The sequence below is a fragment of the Kytococcus schroeteri genome, from assembly GCF_042433515.1.
Lineage (GTDB): Bacteria > Actinomycetota > Actinomycetes > Actinomycetales > Dermatophilaceae > Kytococcus > Kytococcus schroeteri.
The window spans coordinates 33,840-50,134 of record NZ_JBHLVH010000012.1 but is presented as its reverse complement, the minus strand read 5'-3'; the positions used below and the strand labels follow the sequence as shown (position 1 = coordinate 50,134).

Sequence of the window (16,295 nt, the reverse complement as noted above, 5' to 3'; positions counted from 1 at the left end):
GGTCAGACCTGGCTGACGCCCTGCTTCCAGTAGCCCATGAAGGCGACCTGCCGGCGGTCCCAGCCGCGCTCTCGCACGAGGTGGCGGCGCAGGGCCTTCACGGTGCCGGACTCGGCGGCCAGCCAGGCGTAGGCCTGCCCGGCGCCGGTCACCTCGGCGAGCTCCCACGGCACGGCCTCGGCGTCGTCGGTGACGTCCGGGGCGTCGGAGGCGTGGGTATCCGCCGCGACCCCTGACGCCCCGGGCTCCACCGTCAGGCGCGCCGGCAGCTCGGCGACGAGGCGCTCCCCCGGTGCCTGCCCGGCATCGCGCGGGAGCCAGACCACGTCCACCCCCGTCGGCGCGATGACGGGACGCACGTCGTCGGCCGAGGGCACCTCGAGGAAGGCCTGGCCGGTGGCCAGCGGGTCGAGGACGCGCAGGACGTTCACGATGGCGGGCAGTGCCGTCTCGTCGCCGGCCAGCAGGAAGCGCTCGGCCGTGCCGGGCGTCCAGTCCACGCCGGCCGCCTCGTGGCCGGGCACCTCGGCATCGGGCCCCCAGAGCATGACCGGGTCCCCAACCTGCACGCCCAGCGCCCAGCGGGACCCCGGGCCGGTGTCGCCGTGCACGGCCACGTCCACGTCCACCTCGCCCTCGGAGCGGCGCACGGCCGAGGGGGTGTAGGTGCGGAAGGTGTTGCGGCGGTCCTCGGGCATCTCGCGCCACTCCAGGTACCAGGTGTCGCCGGTGGGGAAGCTGGCGAAGGGATCGGCGTCCGGCTGTGCGTCGGGGCCGGCCTCGAGGGGGAACACGAGCTTGATGCGCTGGTCCAGACAGGTGTCGCCGAAGCGGCGCAGGTCCGGATCGCGCAGGGTGACGCGGACGAAGCTCGGTGAGACCCGGCGCACGGCGGCGACGGTGGCACGGAAGTCACGGAAGGTCGGCTGGGCCATGCGCGCAGCCTACGTGAGGTGAGGCTGACCTCACCCGCGGCTCGCTCAGAGCCAGTCGACCTGCGGGGCCACGAGCGCGTACCCGACGAAGGCCACGAGGTCGATGAGCACGTGCGCCCCCACCAACGGCGCCACGCGGCGCGTGCGCAGGAACCAGGCCCCCAGCAGCAGGCCCATGGCCACGTTGCCCACTCCCCCGCCGATGCCCTGGTAGAGGTGGTAGCAGCCGCGCAGCAGGGCCACCGCCACCACCGCCGCCACCGGCCCCCGGCCGAGCTGCCGGGCGCGGGTGAGCAGGTAGGCCAGCACCACCTCCTCGAGCACGCCGTTCTTCACGGCCGCCAGCACGAGGAGACCCAGCGACCACCACGGCGCCCCCTCGGAGGCCGCCTGCACGGTGGTGTTCACCCCGGCCGCCGTGGCCACCAGGTAGAGCCCCAGCCCGGGGATGCCGATGAGGGCGGCCAGCAGCGTGGCGTCGCGCAGGTCTCGCCCGGGGCGGCGCAGGTCGAGGCCGAGACGGCGGGCCCCGGCCAGGAGGGGGCGGTCCGCGTCCCGGGTGTCCGCGGCGCCCCGGCCCGTGGCACCCGTCGTGCCCGGCGCCGCAGCGTCATCCCGGCCCGTCACGGCATCGCGGCCGAGGAGGAACAGCACCAGGGCGGCCGGCACGAGGGCGAGGCCCACTCCCACCAGCTCCGTGGCCACCGACAGCCACGGGCGCCCCGGGTCGGCCGGCACGTTCATGCGCGTGGTGGCGCCCGCCAGCCCGCCGGGCCGCGTGAGCAGGTCCACCAGCCGCAGCAGCGACCAGACGGCCGAGGCCCCGAGGGAGAGGCCGAGCACCAGCCAGACCTCGGTGCGCAGCACGGAACGGTTCATGCACGGAAGGCTACGGCGACGTGGGGTCTGGGAGGATGCGGCCCATGCTGCGCCCCGCCCTCACCGCCGCCCCGCACACGGCCGCGATCTTCGTGGTCAACGGCTTCCTCATCGGCACCTGGGGCGGGCTGCTGGCCAGCGTCCGGCAGCGCGTCGGCATCCACGAGGGCGACGTGAGCGTGCTGCTCGTGGTGCTCGGCTGCTCAGCGGCGGTGACCATGCAGGTGACCGGGCGCCTCGCCGACCGCATCGGCGCACGCCGCCCCACCGTGGTGGGCGCGGGGGTGATGCTGGTGGCCTTCGCCGTGCTCGCGGCGGCGACCTCCTGGCCGATGGTGCTGGCGGCCGCGGTGCTGCTGGGCCTGGGCAACGGGGCCATGGACGTCTCCATGAACGCCATGGCCGTGCACGCCGAGAAGCGGTCGGGCCGGCGCATCCTCAGCACCCTGCACGCGTTCTTCTCGGTCGGGTCGCTCCTGGGGGCCAGCGCGGTGCTGCTCGCCGGGCTGCTCACCGACGGGCCGGGTGGCACGGTGGTGGCGGCCACGCTGGCGGCCGTCGTGCTGGCCGGCGGTCTCCTGGCCGTCACCGCACCTGGCACGCCGGACACCCCCGTGGTCTCCCACCGCACCGAGGAGGGCCACCGCACCCGGCTGCCGGCGGTGACCTGGCTGCTGGCCGCGATGGCGGTGCTCTTCGGCATCACCGAGGGGACCGGCTGGGACTGGTCCACCATCCACGTCACCGACGTCACCGGCGTCTCCCCCGGCCGGGGCGCGGCGGGGCTGGCCGTGTTCTCGGCTGCGATGGTGACCCTGCGCCTGTGCGGTGACTGGCTGGTGGAGCGCCTCGGCGCCCGCACCGCCCTGGCCGGGGGCGCCGGCATCGCGGCCGTGGGCTACCTGGTGGGTGTCACCCAGGACGCGTTCTGGGTGGTGCTGCTCGGCTGGCTGCTGGTGGGCACGGGCGTGGCCGTCCTGGCGCCCCTGATCTACGGCATGGCCGGGCACCTCGGCGGCGGACGGATGCTGGCCGTGGTGGCCGGCGCGGGCTACCTGACCTTCCTGGCGGGCCCCGCCCTCATCGGGTGGACGAGCCTGCACTGGGGCATGGGCGGCGCGATGGTGGTGCCCACCACCACTGCGCTGGCCGTGGCCTCGCTGGCACTGGCCCTGCCGCGCAGCGCCGCGGAGGCGGCCACGGCCGAGGCCGGGGGCGACTCCGCGGCGCACTGAGCGAGGTCCTCAGGAGGCCGAGGCAGCGGCGTCCGGGGCGGGCGCGGTGGTCGCCGCGTCGTCGGAGGTCTCACCGTCCCCGGCGGAGGGGGCCTGCTCGCTGCGCTCGCCGTGGTCGCCGTGGTCGCCGCGATCGCCCTGCTCACCGTGGTCGCCGCGCTCACCCGGCTCGGGCAGCTGCTCGTCGAGCATCTCGGTGAGGCGCTCCTTCTCGTCGGCGAGCATCGCGTCCACGAGCGTCTCGCGGTCCACGCCGGCAGCGTCCGCGACCTCGCCCAGGGTCTGGTCCCCGAGCTTCTCGCGGAGCTGGTCGGTGGTCAGGCCCAGGGTCTCGGCGGCCGCGTCGAGGGAGGGCCCGCCACGGTGCTCGTGCTCCGGGCCGCCCTGCGGGCCGTGGCCGTGGTGGCCGCCGGGGCCGTCCTGCGGGCCGCGCACGTCGTCGGGACGCTCCCGGTCGGTGTCGCCCTGCCGACCGGGGGCCGCCTGGTCCCCCGCCGTGACCTGGTCGCCGGGGGTCACGCTGCTGGCAGTGGAACTGGAGGCCTGGCCGCTGCCGCCCGTGTGCCCGTCGGCGAGGGCCGGGGCGGCGAGGGCGACGGACGCACCGGCGACGGCGACGGCCGCCAGGGTGAGGGGCTTGCTGAAGCGAGGTGCCATGACGCACTCCTGTCGTCTCCCGGGAGGACCCCGGACCGGCAGCGGTTGCCGGTGACGGGTGGACAACGGGGCGACTCTGGGAGAACACCCCCGGAGGCGCTGTGGTGGCGCTGTGGATCTGCCCCCAGGAACCTGTGAGCGGCGAGGGGGTGTGGGCCGGGTCAGTGCACGGCGGCGCGGGCGGTCTCGCGGCGACCGATCCACACCAGCAGCGCCACCCCCATCACCACGCCGGTGAGGGCGAAGGCCACCCCGTAGCCGTAGTGCTCGGCCACCAGCCCGACGAGGATCGGGCCGAGGATGGCGCCCACGTCCTGCGCCATCTGGAAGCCGGCGAGCACCGTGCCGGCGGAGCGTTCGTTGCCCACCACGTCGGCCACGGCGGCCTGCTGCGCGGGGTTGAGCAGACCGGCGCCGACGCCCGCCACCGCCATCACCGCGAGGTACACCCACACGTTGGTGATGACGCCGGAGAAGGCCGTGAACACGCCGCAGAGCACCAACCCGCCCAGCACCAGCGGGCGGCGGCCGATGCGGTCGCTCAGACGTCCGGCGTGGTTGAGCACGGCCACGTTGCCCACGGCGAACGCGGCCAGCGCGAACCCGGCGGTCTGCGGACCGGCGTGGAGCACCTCCACCACGAACAGCGGCACCAGCGCCACACGGACGCCGAAGTTGGCCCACCCGTTGGCGAAGCCGCTGGTGAGGCAGGCACGGTAGACCGGGTCGCCCCAGGCCTCGCGGACGCTCATGCGCGGCGGCACGGCCCCGACCCCGGCCGGCGATCGGATGGCCTCGGGGCGGATCCCCAGGCCCACCACGACCGCGGCCACCAGCAGCGAGCCGCCGTAGATGAGGAAGGGCGCGCGCAGCCCCAGCGGCGCGAGCAGCCCCCCGAGCACGGGTCCGAAGACGTTGCCCAGCAGGAAGGCCGAGCCGTAGGCGGCCGAGACCCGCCCCCGGTGGGTGGGCGGGGAGAGCCGCACGAGGAGCGCCACCGCCGAGACGGTGAACATCGTGGAGCCGATGCCGCCGACGGACCGGAAGGCCAGCAACCAGCCGTAGCTCGAGGCCAGCCCGGCCGCGGCCGTGGAGAGCGCCACCACGAGCAGGCCCACGAGGTAGACGGGCCGTTCGCCGAACCGCTCCGAGAGGCGCCCTCCCACCGGGGCGAAGAGCAGCCGGAAGGCGGCGAAGGTGGACACGATGGTGGCCGCGGCGGTGGGGCCCACCCCGAAGCTCCGGGCGAACTGCGGGATGGCCGGGGCCACGATGCCGAAGCCCACGGCCACGACGAAGGCGGCGCCGATGAGGATCCAGACCTCCCTCGAGAAGGCCTTCTCCTGCACCTGCGCCGCCTGCGTCGTCATCGGGGGCAGCCTACGGCGGGCCACCTTCCCCCGACCGTCGGGTCACGCCGTGGTGTGCCCCTCGGCGTCCACACCGTGGCTGCGCTGCAGCTTGGTGCCCTCCACGTCGAGGTCCGGCAGCAGCCGGTCGAGCCAGCGCGGCATCCACCACGCCTTCTCGCCCAGGAGGTGCATGAGGGCCGGGGTGAGCGTCATGCGCACCACGAAGGCGTCCACGAGCACGCCCAGCGCCAGGCCCAGACCCATCGGCCGGATCATCACCAGCTCGGCGTGGATGAAGCCGGCGAACACCGACACCATGATGAGCGCGGCGGCCGTGACCACCGAGACCCCGGCGCCGAAGCCCTTGTGCACCGCCTCGCGGGCGCTGGCCCCGTGGGCCCAGGCCTCGCGCATGCCGGAGACGAGGAACATCTGGTAATCCATGGCCAGCCCGAAGAGCACACCGATGACGATGGTGGGCAGGAAGGACAGGATGGGTCCGCCCTCGTTGACCGCGAAGACCGGGCCCAGCCAGCCCCACTGGTAGACCGCGACGACGGCACCGAAGGCCGCCCCGACGCTCAGCAGGAAGCCGGCGGTGGCCACCAGCGGCACGAGCAGGCTGCGGAAGACGAGCACCAGCAGCAGCAGGCTGAGGCCCACCACCACGGCCAGGTACAGCGGCAGGCTGCTGGCCAGTGCGTCGGAGACGTCGATGTTGGCCACGGTGAGGCCGGTGAAGCCCAGCTCCACGTGGTCCTCCTGCTCGATGCCGGTGGCGGCGTCGCGCAGGCGGTTGACGGTGTCCACGGTGGCCGCGTCGCCGGGGCCGGTGGTCGGCGTGATCTGGAAGGCCATCACCGAGCGGTCCTCGCTGGTGCCGATGGGCACCACGTGGTCCACGCCCTCGACGTCCTTGAGGGCCATCCCGATGGAGGTCTGGCGCTCGGCCACCTCGGCCTTGCTCAGACCCTCGGGCGCCTCGGCCATGGCCACCAGGGCGCCGTTGGCACCGGGACCGAACTCCTCGCGGATGGTGTCGAAGGTCTGGTAGCCCTGCGACGCCGCAGGGGCGGTGGAGCCGTCGGGCATGCCCAGGCGCATGTCGGTGACCGGCCACGCCATCGTGCCCAGGACGGCCACCACGGCGGCCACGGTGAGCCACGGGGCACGGGTCACCCAGCGGGTCCAGCGGGGGTGGTCGTCCTCGGGCGTGACGTGCTTCCAGGCCGAGGTCGCACCACCGGCGGCGCGCTTCTCGGCCGGGGTGGCGGCGTGGGCGCGGGCGTCCAGCTCGGCGCGGCGGGCGGCGCGACCACGACGGCCGAGCACGCGGTCACCGAGGAGCGACATGAGCGCCGGCCCCAGGGTCCAGGCCAGCAGCACCGCCACCAGCACGGTGCCGGCGGCCACCAGGCCCATCACGGACAGGAAGGGGATGCCGGTGAGGGTGAGCGCCGCTAGGGCGATGACGACCGTGGCGCCGGCCACGCCCACGGCGTTGCCCGCGGTGCCGGTGGCCAGGCCGAGGGACTCGTGCTTGTCCATGCCGGAGGCCATCTGGGTGCGGTGGCGGTGCAGGATGAACAGCGTGTAGTCGATGCCGACCGCCAGGCCGAGCATCACGGCCAGCGCCGGGGTGATGCTCTGCATCGTCACCACCGAGCTGAGGGCCATGGCGGCCCCGACCCCGACGGCCACGCCGATGACGGCGTTGACCAGCGGCAGCCCGGCGGCGAGCAGGCCGCGGAGCATGACCAGCAGCACGAGGGCGGCCACGGCCAGGCCGATGATCTCGCCGGGCCCCATGATGGAGCTCGGGTCCTGGCTCATCTCCTCCGAGAAGGTGGTGGTGATGCCGTGCTCGGACAGCCCGTCGGCCTTGGCCATGACGGCCTCGCGCTGCTCGATGGGCAGGCTGTTGAGCTGCTCGGTGAAGCGGATCTGGGTGTACGCGGTGGTGCCGGAGGAGGCGACGAAGCGCATGCCCTCGGACATCTTCTGCTGGGCCTCGCCCTGCTCCAGCTGCGTGCGGCCGTCGGCGAGGTCGGACTCGGCGTCGTCGAGCTTCTTCTCGTTCTGGCGCACCTGCTGCTGGCCGGCGCGGAGCTTCTTCTCGTTGCGCTCCAGCTCGGCCTGCCCGGCCTCGAGCTCCTTCTCGCCGGCCTCGAGGCGGGCGCGGCCCTGCTCGAGCTGGGCGGTCATGCCCTGCACGCGGGGGTCGTCCGGCCCGGCCTGGGCGCGCAGGGCGGCGAGCTGCTCCTCGGCCTGCTCCAGCTCGGTGCGCTTGCCCTCGAGCTGCTTGCGGCCGGAGGCCAGCTCCTTGCGGCCCTTCTCCAGCTGCTTGCGGCCGTCGGCGAGGTCGGCCTTCGCCTTCTCGAGCTTCTCGCGCCCGGCCTCCACCTCCTTGCGACCGGAGGCCAGCTCCTTGCGGCCCTTCTCCAGCTCGTCGCCGCTGCCGTCGATGCGCTTCTGCAGGGCGAAGGGGTTCTCCGCCCCGGTCACGCCCTCGGAGTCGGCGAAGTCCTTGACGGTGGCGGCGATGGCGCGGCGCTGCTCGGAGGTGAACTCCGAGCCGTCCCGCGTGGAGAACACGACGGTGCCCACACCGCCGGCGGCGTCGGGCAGCTCGGACTTCAGCTGGTCATTGACCCGCTGGAACTCGGTGCCGGGAATGGTGAACTCGGTGCTCAGCGGCTTGGAGAAGGCCGCGGCGGCACCGCCGACGGCGCCGAGCACGAGGAGCCAGGCCAGCAGGACCGGCCACACGTGGCGGGAGGCCCAGTGGCCGAGGGAGTAGAGACGTTCGGCCATCAGGCCCGTCCTTCCGGGGTCGTGGGGAGGGTGGTCGTGTCGAGGGAGGGTTCGGGGGAAGCGGGGGCGCTGCCGTACCCGGCACGCAGGTGGTCCAGGGCACGGCGGGCGTGCTCGAGGAAGAGGGCGCGGGAGTCCGCGTCGGCCCGCCCGGAGGTCTCCTCCAGCCAGACCCCGGCCGCGGTCTCGATGACGCCGAGGCCGCTGCGGACCAGCCCCCCGAGGTAGAGCCGGTCGACCGACCCGCCGGGGGTGCGCAGGCGATCGCTCAGCAGGTGCACGGCATCGGCGACGCAGCGGGCCACCAACGTGGCCTCGGCCCGCTCGGGGGTGGGGCTGGAGGTGGCCACGGCGCGGATGCGGGCGAAGTGCTCGAAACGCGCCTCGTCGAACACGCGCGGCAGGGCCTCACGGAGCACGTCGAGCGGCGGCGTGCCGGCCGGCGCCCGGTCGAACTCGGCCACGACCGCCTCCAGCGCGGAGCCGACCGGGGCCAGCAGGCACTCCTCGACGCTGCCGAAGTAGTTGAAGAGGGTGCGGCGCGAGACGCCGGCCTGCTCGGCCACGGCCTCGGCCGTCAGCGCGGCGATGCCGTCGGAGTCGACGACCCGGGCCGCGGCAGCCACGAGGGCTGCCCGCGTGCGTTCCTTGTGGGCCGCTCTCAGTGACATGGCACCAGCGTAGGAAGGAAGATGCACTGCGTGCAAACTTGCCCGTCGTGCAAGACCCGCTCCCCTCCCCCGCATTCGGCACCACGTCAACGAATCGCCCCACGAGCGTGTGACCGGCCGCACAGCTGATGCGGGGAGCGTCACGCTCGGCACCCCGGGAACCGGGCCCGAGCCGTGCAGAATGTGCGCATGGCAACCCCCCTCACCACCCCTGACACCGAGCCCACCAGCGGCTCCGGCGGCACCGACGGCGACCAGAAGCAGTCGACCCTCGGCCTGCCGCAGCTCACCGCGCTGGTCGTCGGCTCCATGGTCGGCGGCGGCATCTTCGGCCTGCCCATGAACATGGCACAGGCCGCGGCCCCCGGCCCCCTCCTCATCGGGTGGGGCATCACCGGCGTCGGCATGCTCATGCTCGCCCTGACCTTCACGCTCCTGGCCCGACTGGCCCCGAACCCCGACGGCGGCGTCTACGGGTACGCCCGCGACGGCTTCGGTCGCTTCCTCGGCTTCTCCTCGGCCTGGGGCTACTGGATCAGCGCCCTGCTGGGCAACCTCTCCTACTTCATCCTCGTCTTCTCCACGCTCGGCCTCTGGTGGCCGAGCATCTTCGGCGAGGGCAACACGCTCGCCTCCTTGGCCGGGCAGACCGTGCTGCTGTGGCTCTACGTGGCCCTCATGCTGCGCGGCGTCCGGGAGGCCGCGGGCTTCAACCTGGTCATCACCATCGCCAAGATCGTGCCCATCCTGGCCTTCGTGGTGCTCACGGCCGTGGCCTGGGACTACGGCGTCTTCTCCACCGACTTCTGGGGCCACGAGACCACCGGCGACAGCATTCTCACCCAGGTGCGCGGCATGATGATCGTGACCGTGTGGATGTTCGTCGGCATCGAGGGCGCCACCGTGTACTCCCAGCGCGCCCGCAACCGCAAGGACATCTCCAAGGCCACCGTGGTGGGCTTCCTCGGCGTCATCGCCCTGCTGGTGGCGGTCAACATGCTCAGCGCCGGCATCCTCAGCCAGGCCGAGCTGGCCGGCCTGCAGGACCCGTCCATGGCAGGCGTGCTCAAGGAGGCCGTCGGCCCCTGGGGTGCCGGCCTGGTGAGCGTGGGACTGCTGGTCTCCGTCATCGGCGCCCTGCTGGCCTGGATGCTGCTGTGCGCCGAGATCCTCAGCGTCACCGCCCGCGACGGCGCCATGCCCCGCGGCCTGGCCACGGAGAACAAGCACGGCACCGCCACGTGGTCGGTGCTCGTGAGCGCCCTCGCGCTGCAGGCCTCGATCATCTACGCCCACTTCGCCGGGTCCAACTACCTGGTGGTCATCCTCATGGCCGGCTCGATGATCCTGCTGCCCTATCTGCTCTCGGCCCTCTACGGCGCGGCCCTGGCCTGGCGCCACCGCAACGGCCGGGGCGCCTCGATGGTGCACGTGGTGATGGCCGCCATCGCCGCGCTCTACTCGCTGTGGCTGATCTACGCCGGCGGCCTGAACTACCTGCTCATGACCATGCTGTTCTACGTGCCCGGCCTACTGGTCTACCTGTGGGCCCAGAAGGAGGGGCGCGTGCGCCCGGCCATGAAGGGCTACGAGTGGGTCGTGTTCGGCATCATGCTCGTGGGCTTCATCGCGGCAGTGGTGGGTCTGCAGCAGGGGTGGCTCTCCACCGAGTGACCCCCGCACCCCACACACCCGGAGGGCGGTCCGTCACCGACGGGCCGCCCTCCGGCGCATCCATCAGTCCCCTGTGTCCCCGGTGACGACCTCGCGGGCCACCTCGGCCAGCCGCACGTTGGTGGTGCGGGAGCGCTGGCGCAGCAACTCAAAGGCCCCCTCGGGGCCGGCCCCAGTGCGCTCCATGAGCACACCCTTGGCCTGCCCGATGAGGTCCCGGCTGTCCAGGGCGCGGTGCAGGTGGCTGATGTGCTGGCGGTGGCTCAGCGCCAGCGAGGCGGGGGCCTCCACCAGGCGAGCCCGGTGCTCTGCGTCGTCGTCGAAACGGTGCGGGGCGTCGGCGTAGAAGTTCAGCGCCCCCAGGCCGGCGCCGCCGACCTCGTCGACCGCCCCCTCGAAGGTGTGCAGGCGCACGCCCATCATCGAGGCCACGCCGTGGTCGGCGGCCCAGCGGCTGAAGCGGGGCCAGGTGGTGTCGGTGGCCGTGTCGGGCAGGTGGGTCACCGGGGCCTCCCGGACGGCCGAGACGCACGGCCCCTCGCCGTACTGCTCCTGGAAGCGGTCCACCTCGAAGCAGACCGGTACCGTCGCGGCCACGGTGTCGATGCGGCCCCCGGCCCGCAGCAGCGTCACGGCCACCTCGCACCCCTCGCCCACGAGTTCGCGGGCCGCGCGGCAGATCTCCGCGGCGAGGTCCTCCACCTCCTCGGAGGCACGGAAGCGGTGGGTGATGGCGGCCAGGCGTGCGGCGAGGTCACCGGTGGGGGTCTGGGTCATGCCCACCATCGTCGCCCGCCGGCGGCACGAGTGCCACCGCAGTCAGCCGAGGACCTCCTCCGGGGAGCCGCGGCGCAGCACCCGGCCGGCGTCCATGAGCACCACGGCGTCGGCCAGCCGGGCCTCGTCGTGGTCGTGGGTCACCAGCAGCGCGGTGGTCGAGCTCTCGGCCACGAGGCGCCGCAGGTCCTGCCCCAGGGCCACGCGCAGGTCGCGGTCGAGGGCGCTGAGGGGCTCGTCGAGCAGGAGCACGTCCGGGTCCGCGGCCAGCCCCCGCGCCAGGGCCACACGCTGCCGCTGGCCGCCGGAGAGGGTGCGCGGGTCGCGGTCCTGGGTGCCGGGCAGGCCCACCTGCTCCAGCAGCTCGGCCGTGCGCTGCCGGCGGGCGGCGCGGGAGACGCCGCGCAGGCGCAGGGCGTAGCCCACGTTGTCGGCCACGGAGAGGTGGTCGAACAACTGGCCGTCCTGGAAGACGAGCACGAAGTTGCGGCGGTGCGGTGGCACGCCGGTGACCTCCCGTCCGCCGAAGCACACCGTGCCGGCTGCGACCTGCTCGAGGCCGGCCACCACACGCAGCAGCGTGCTCTTGCCGCACCCGGAGGGGCCGAGGACGGCGGTCATGGTGCCGCGGGGCAGGTCGAGGTCCACGGCGTCCAGGGCGCGGACGGAGCCACGGCGCGCGGGGAAGTCCACGGTGGCGCCGCGCACCTCCAGGCCAGCGGGGCGGTCGGTCTCGGCAGGGCCGGCGGTCTCGGCAGGGCGGTCGGTCTCGGCAGGGCGGTCGGTCTCGGCGGGGCGGGTGGGCTCGGCATCGGATGACGTCACCAGGAACCTCCGGCGGACGGGGCGAGGCGGTCGACCACGGCCATGACGGCCACGGTCACGGCGGCCAGCAGCACGCTGGCCGCCAGGGCGAGGCCGAAGCCGGAGCCGCCGGGACGGCCCACCAGCTCGGCGATGACGACGGGGACGGTCGGGGCGTCCGGTCGGGCCAGGAAGCTCGTGGCGCCGAACTCCCCCAGGCACACCGCGAGCGCGAAGCCAGCCGCAGCGGCAGCGGGGCGGGCGGCCAGGCGGGCGTCCACGGTGAGGAACTGCCGCCACGGCGGGGCCCCCAGGGAGGCGGCCACCTGCCGCTGCCGGTCGTCGATGCCCTGGAGCACCGGGGTCAGGGTGCGCACCACCAGCGGGGCGGCCACGAGCGCCTGCGCCAACGGGACGAGCAGCGGTGAGCTGCGCAGGTCCACCGGCGGGGAGTCCAGGGCGATGAGGAAGCCGAAGCCCACCGTCACCGCGGAGACCCCCAGCGGCACCATGAAGAGCAGGTCGAGCACGCGGACGGTGGCCGCCCGGGCCGGCGTGCGGGTGGGCCGCGAGAGCGCGATGGCGACGAGCACCCCCAGCACGAGCGCCACCATCGTGCCGTCCACCGCGGCGCGCCAGGAGTTCTCCAGCGCCTGGAGCACAGTGACCTGGAGGCCGGCGTCGGCGGCCGCCTCCGGGGAGGACAGAGCGCGGTAGTTGCGCAGCGACCAGGCAGTCCCCTCCGCGGTGCGCACCTGCAGCGAGCGCACCACCAAGGTGGCCACCGGTGCGGTGACGAAGGCCAGCACGGCCACAGCCACGGCCACCGCGGGCAGGTCGCCCCGGCGCACCGGGCGCGGCGCCGCCCCCGCCCCCGTGGCCCGCGCGGAGCCGCGCAGCCGGGCGGCCGTCCCCACGAGCAGGGCCACGGTCACCACCTGCAGCACCGAGAGCACGGCGGCGGCCCGCAGGTCCAGGTACTGGGTGGTCAGCAGGTAGATCTCGGTCTCCAGGGTGCGGTAGCGCAACCCGCCGAGGGTGAGCACCACCCCGAAGGCGGTGCTGCAGAACAGGAAGACCACCACCGCGGCGCTCGTGATGGCCGGGGCCAGGCGGGGCAGGGTGATGTCGCGCAGCACCTGCCAGGGCGCCGCACCCAGCGAGGCGGCGGCCTCCTCGGCGCGGCGGTCCAGCCCGGCCCAGGCCCCGCCCACGGTGCGCACCACCACGGCCAGGTTGAAGAACACGAACGCCGCCCCGATGGCCCACGGCGTGCCGTCCCAGCCCAGGAATCCCAGCGGCCCCTGCGGGCTGAGCAGGCTGCGGAACATCACGCCCACCACCACGGTGGGCATGACGAAGGGCATCACCACCCACGAGCGCAGCAGGCCCCGCAGCGGCAGGCGCAGCCGGTACAGGGCGAAGGCCGTGGGCACGCCGAGCAGCACGGTCACCGCGGTGCCGGCCAGCGCCATCGCCACGGTGAAGCCGAGCACGCGCAGGGTGCGGCTGCGGCCCAGCACCTCGGGCACCACCGAGAGGTCGAGCTGGCCGTGCGGGGCCAGGCCGCGTCCCACCATCGTGCCGACGGGCAGCACGAAGAAGACGGCCAGGAAGGCCAGGGGCAGGGCCGCCCAGAGCAGGGGGACCCACGCCCCTCCGCGGGAGCGCCTCACTGGCCGGTGGCCTCGCTCCAGCGCGTCAGCCACTCCTCGCGGTGCTCCTGGATGCGGGCGGCGTCCACCTCGATGGGCTCCTTGGCGGACGGGGCCCACTTCTCCCACTCGGCCGGGAGCTCCACGTCCGAGCGCACCGGGTAGACGTACATCGACTCCGGCAGCCCGGCCTGGAAGTCCTTGCCCAGCAGGTACTCCACCAGTTTCGCGCCCGCCTCGGGCTCCTCGGCGCCCTCGAGCACGCCGGCGTACTCCACCTGGCGGAAGCAGGTGTCCAGCAGGGCCGAGGTGGTGGGCTCCTTGCCCCCCTCGGGCACGGTGAAGGGCGGGCTGGAGGCGTAGCTGAGCACGATGGGCCGGTCCCCCTTGCCGCCGCCGGCGGTGAAGTCGACGGTGTACGCGTCCTCCCAGCCGGCGGTGATCTTGGCGTCGTTGGCCACGAGGTCCTTCCAGTACTGCTCCCAGCCGTCGTCGCCCTTGGCACCGATGGTGGCCAGCAGGAAGGCCAGACCGGGGCTCGACGTGGCGGCACCGGGGGTGACGAACAGGCCCTTGTACTCGGGCTTGGTGAGGTCGTCGAGACCCTGGGGCGGGTTGACGCCCTTCTTCTCGAACCACGTGTCGTCCACGTTGACGCAGACGTCGCCGTAGTCCACCGGGGCCAGGCGGGCGCCCCCGTCGGTCTCGATGGTGTGCCGGTCGACCCCCTGGGGCAGCGACACACCGTGCTCGGCCACCACGCCCTCGGCCAGGGCCCGGCCGCCGAACGTGTTGTCGATGCCGAAGACCACGTCGCCCAGCGGCTTCTCCTTGGTGAGCACCAGCTTGTTGGTGAGCGCCCCGGCATCGCCGGACTTCAGCACCTTGACCGTGATGCCGGTGTCCTTGGTGAACTCCTTGAGCGCACCCTTCGGCGGGTTGAACGAGTCGTGGGTCACGAGAGTGACGGTGCGGCCCTCCAGGTCACCGTCGGAGGCGCCGTCGCCGGAACCCTGCGAGGGCGACGAGGACTCCTGGTCGGACCCCTCACCCTGGCCGCCCAGGGAGCACCCCGCCAGCAGGCCGAGGGCGGTGACGGCGGCCAGACCCGTCGTGACCGCGCGACGGGGGGCCCGGACGGCCGTGGTGCTGCGGTGCGGGGAGGGGCGAGTGGGCTGTGCGGTGGTGGGCATGTGCGCTCCTGTGTCGACTTCCTCCGCCGGCGGTCCCGGCCAGGTTCCAAGGGTCTGCGGTCTCCCGCACTCTCAACGCTCCGGGCGCTCCCCTGTCGTGGCCCCGAACATACCCCCTGACCCGCGCGCCGGTCGGCCGACCCGGTGGCGGCCGCGCCATGCCACCCGGCGGAGGTCACACCGCACCACCGGGCGGGGGCGGGTGCGTCGTGACAGACTCGGGAACGATTGCACGACCGCCGCGCACACCGCGCCGGCGCCCAGCAGGCGAAGGAGAGTTGCATGAACCTCGCGTACAAGGCCCTCGCGACCGCGCTGCCGATCGTGGCCAGCGTCGTGGCCTCCAAGGTGGCCGACGGCACCTGGAAGATCACCACCGGCCGCTCGGCCCAGAACCCGGACGACCCGGAGGTGGGCATCAAGGAGGCCGCCGCCTTCGCGCTGCTCTCCGGCGCCGCGGTGGGTGTGGCCAAGATGCTGGCCAACCGTCAGGCCTCGCACTTCTACATGAAGAACAACGGCATGCTGCCGCCGGAGCTCACCAAGCGCCTGGGTCTCACCGAGGAGCAGTCCCGCGCCAAGGCCCAGGCCAAGCTGGCCTCCGAGGGCAACCGCAAGGACGCCAAGAAGGCCGCCGCCAAGGCCTGAGTCACAAGGCTCGGCCCAGCGCCCCGGCGCCCCGTCCACCCGATGCGGTGGGCGGGGCGCCGAGCGCTGTTCCGGGCCGGGCCGACGGGTGCAGGTCAGGTGGTGTGAGGGGCTGCCCCGCAGGTCAGAGGTCGCGTCGGAGGTCGCCCCCGGGGTCGCGCCCGGGGGCGCGCCGGAGACCGTGCCGGGGGCTCTGGGCCCATGCGGCGCCCGCCCATGCGAGGGCGGCCACGGCGAAGGCGACACCGAAGGTCACCCGTCCTGCCGGCGGCAGGTAGTACTGCGGCAGCACGAGCGCCACCAGACCGCCCAGTGGCCAGCCCGCCCACCGCAGGCCCCCGTGGGCTGCCCGCTGCCACGCCAGGGCCGCCAGCAGCCCGGCCGCAGCGAGCATCAGCAGACCGGCAGCGAACAGGGACACGCCCACGAAGTTGCCGCGGACCGCCTCGACCAGTGCCATGGCCTGATCCGGGGCGAGATCCTCTGCTGACACGGCACGACCCAGCTCGTGCAGGGCCAGCGCCTCGACCCCGTAGTAGGGCATCACCAGACCGGCACCCACCAGACCGCACCAACCGCACCAGCGCGCGATGCGGGAGGCCTTTCCGGGAACCAGCTCGGAGCAGCGCACCGCCACCCAACCCACCGAGGCGAGTGCCGCCATGCCTGCCAGGTGGGCCACCACCCAGAGTGGCTGGGCGAAGGCGGCCAAGGCCACGGCAGGGTCCTGTGAGTGGTCACCGTAGGGGCGCAGACCGAGGTAGACAGCCATTCCCAGACCAGCACCCACGAGAGGGACCATGAGCCGCGGCGAGGGCGCAGCACGGCCTGGGGAGGGGGTGCGGGGATCCGAGACGGGATCGGGACGACCGGCGGGATGAGTGGGCATGTGATCTTCCGGGAATGGCCAGTGGTCGGGCACTCCTGACCGTAGGACACTCATCTCTCCGCCCGACACTGTCGGAACGTGACCATGGGCCGCACAGCAGGTGCGCCACGGT

Annotated in this window: 14 protein-coding genes; 3 read left to right on the top strand and 11 right to left on the bottom strand. The window is 73.8% G+C overall.

Annotated elements, in window-relative coordinates; all coding sequences use genetic code 11:
- Positions 1-2: 2 nt before the first annotated feature.
- Both ACFFHC_RS05430 and ACFFHC_RS05425 read right to left on the bottom strand, forming a co-directional pair.
- The gene (locus ACFFHC_RS05430; protein ID WP_070703408.1) at positions 3-935 is read right to left on the bottom strand and encodes a siderophore-interacting protein; all 933 of its coding nucleotides are present in this window, start codon (positions 933-935) and stop codon (positions 3-5) included.
- A 45-nt stretch (positions 936-980) separates the two neighbouring features.
- Complete coding sequence (locus ACFFHC_RS05425) at positions 981-1,814, bottom strand: CPBP family intramembrane glutamic endopeptidase (protein ID WP_101849638.1); 834 nt, start codon at positions 1,812-1,814, stop codon at positions 981-983.
- 44 nt (positions 1,815-1,858) lie between these two features.
- Between ACFFHC_RS05425 and ACFFHC_RS05420 the strand changes: the two genes are divergently transcribed.
- A complete protein-coding gene (locus ACFFHC_RS05420) occupies positions 1,859-3,049 on the top strand; it encodes an MFS transporter (protein ID WP_070703406.1) in 1,191 nt (396 codons plus the stop codon).
- A gap of 9 nt (positions 3,050-3,058) precedes the next feature.
- Here the strand turns inward: ACFFHC_RS05420 and ACFFHC_RS05415 are convergent, their stop codons facing one another.
- From ACFFHC_RS05415 to ACFFHC_RS05400, 4 genes are all read right to left on the bottom strand, one after another.
- Complete coding sequence (locus tag ACFFHC_RS05415; protein ID WP_070703405.1) at positions 3,059-3,706, bottom strand: hypothetical protein; 648 nt, start codon at positions 3,704-3,706, stop codon at positions 3,059-3,061.
- Between the two features lie 161 nt (positions 3,707-3,867).
- Positions 3,868-5,076, bottom strand: coding sequence for an MFS transporter (locus ACFFHC_RS05410; protein ID WP_101849636.1), 1,209 nt, complete (start codon positions 5,074-5,076; stop codon positions 3,868-3,870).
- 42 nt (positions 5,077-5,118) lie between these two features.
- Positions 5,119-7,872: an MMPL family transporter gene (locus tag ACFFHC_RS05405; RefSeq protein WP_379803627.1), complete on the bottom strand. Its 2,754-nt coding sequence runs from the start codon at positions 7,870-7,872 to the stop codon at positions 5,119-5,121.
- Positions 7,872-8,543, bottom strand: a complete 672-nt coding sequence (locus ACFFHC_RS05400; RefSeq protein ID WP_379803624.1) for a TetR/AcrR family transcriptional regulator — start codon at positions 8,541-8,543, stop codon at positions 7,872-7,874. The genes ACFFHC_RS05405 and ACFFHC_RS05400 overlap by 1 nt, the downstream gene beginning before the upstream one ends.
- Before the next feature lie 189 nt (positions 8,544-8,732).
- Between ACFFHC_RS05400 and ACFFHC_RS05395 the strand changes: the two genes are divergently transcribed.
- Positions 8,733-10,217, top strand: a complete 1,485-nt coding sequence (locus tag ACFFHC_RS05395) for a basic amino acid/polyamine antiporter (protein ID WP_083323384.1) — start codon at positions 8,733-8,735, stop codon at positions 10,215-10,217.
- Positions 10,218-10,280: 63 nt separating this feature from the next.
- Here the strand turns inward: ACFFHC_RS05395 and ACFFHC_RS05390 are convergent, their stop codons facing one another.
- From ACFFHC_RS05390 to ACFFHC_RS05375, 4 genes are read right to left on the bottom strand one after another with little or no spacing between them, the layout of a single operon-like run.
- Positions 10,281-10,994: a GAF and ANTAR domain-containing protein gene (locus ACFFHC_RS05390; protein WP_168168404.1), complete on the bottom strand. Its 714-nt coding sequence runs from the start codon at positions 10,992-10,994 to the stop codon at positions 10,281-10,283.
- Positions 10,995-11,036: 42 nt separating this feature from the next.
- Positions 11,037-11,819, bottom strand: a complete 783-nt coding sequence (locus tag ACFFHC_RS05385; RefSeq protein WP_141494342.1) for an ABC transporter ATP-binding protein — start codon at positions 11,817-11,819, stop codon at positions 11,037-11,039.
- On the bottom strand, positions 11,816-13,474 hold the full coding sequence (locus ACFFHC_RS05380; RefSeq protein ID WP_379803618.1) for an ABC transporter permease: 1,659 nt from the start codon (positions 13,472-13,474) through the stop codon (positions 11,816-11,818). Before ACFFHC_RS05380 ends, ACFFHC_RS05385 begins: the two co-directional genes overlap by 4 nt.
- Positions 13,471-14,646, bottom strand: coding sequence for a thiamine ABC transporter substrate-binding protein (locus ACFFHC_RS05375; RefSeq protein WP_083323545.1), 1,176 nt, complete (start codon positions 14,644-14,646; stop codon positions 13,471-13,473). The genes ACFFHC_RS05380 and ACFFHC_RS05375 overlap by 4 nt, the downstream gene beginning before the upstream one ends.
- A gap of 282 nt (positions 14,647-14,928) precedes the next feature.
- On the opposite strand from ACFFHC_RS05375, the gene ACFFHC_RS05370 reads away from it, so the two are divergent.
- Entirely contained in the window at positions 14,929-15,294 is a 366-nt protein-coding gene (locus tag ACFFHC_RS05370) for a DUF4235 domain-containing protein (protein WP_070705158.1), read from the top strand.
- 124 nt (positions 15,295-15,418) lie between these two features.
- Here the strand turns inward: ACFFHC_RS05370 and ACFFHC_RS05365 are convergent, their stop codons facing one another.
- On the bottom strand, positions 15,419-16,012 hold the full coding sequence (locus ACFFHC_RS05365; RefSeq protein WP_379803614.1) for a hypothetical protein: 594 nt from the start codon (positions 16,010-16,012) through the stop codon (positions 15,419-15,421).
- Positions 16,013-16,295: the final 283 nt, after the last annotated feature.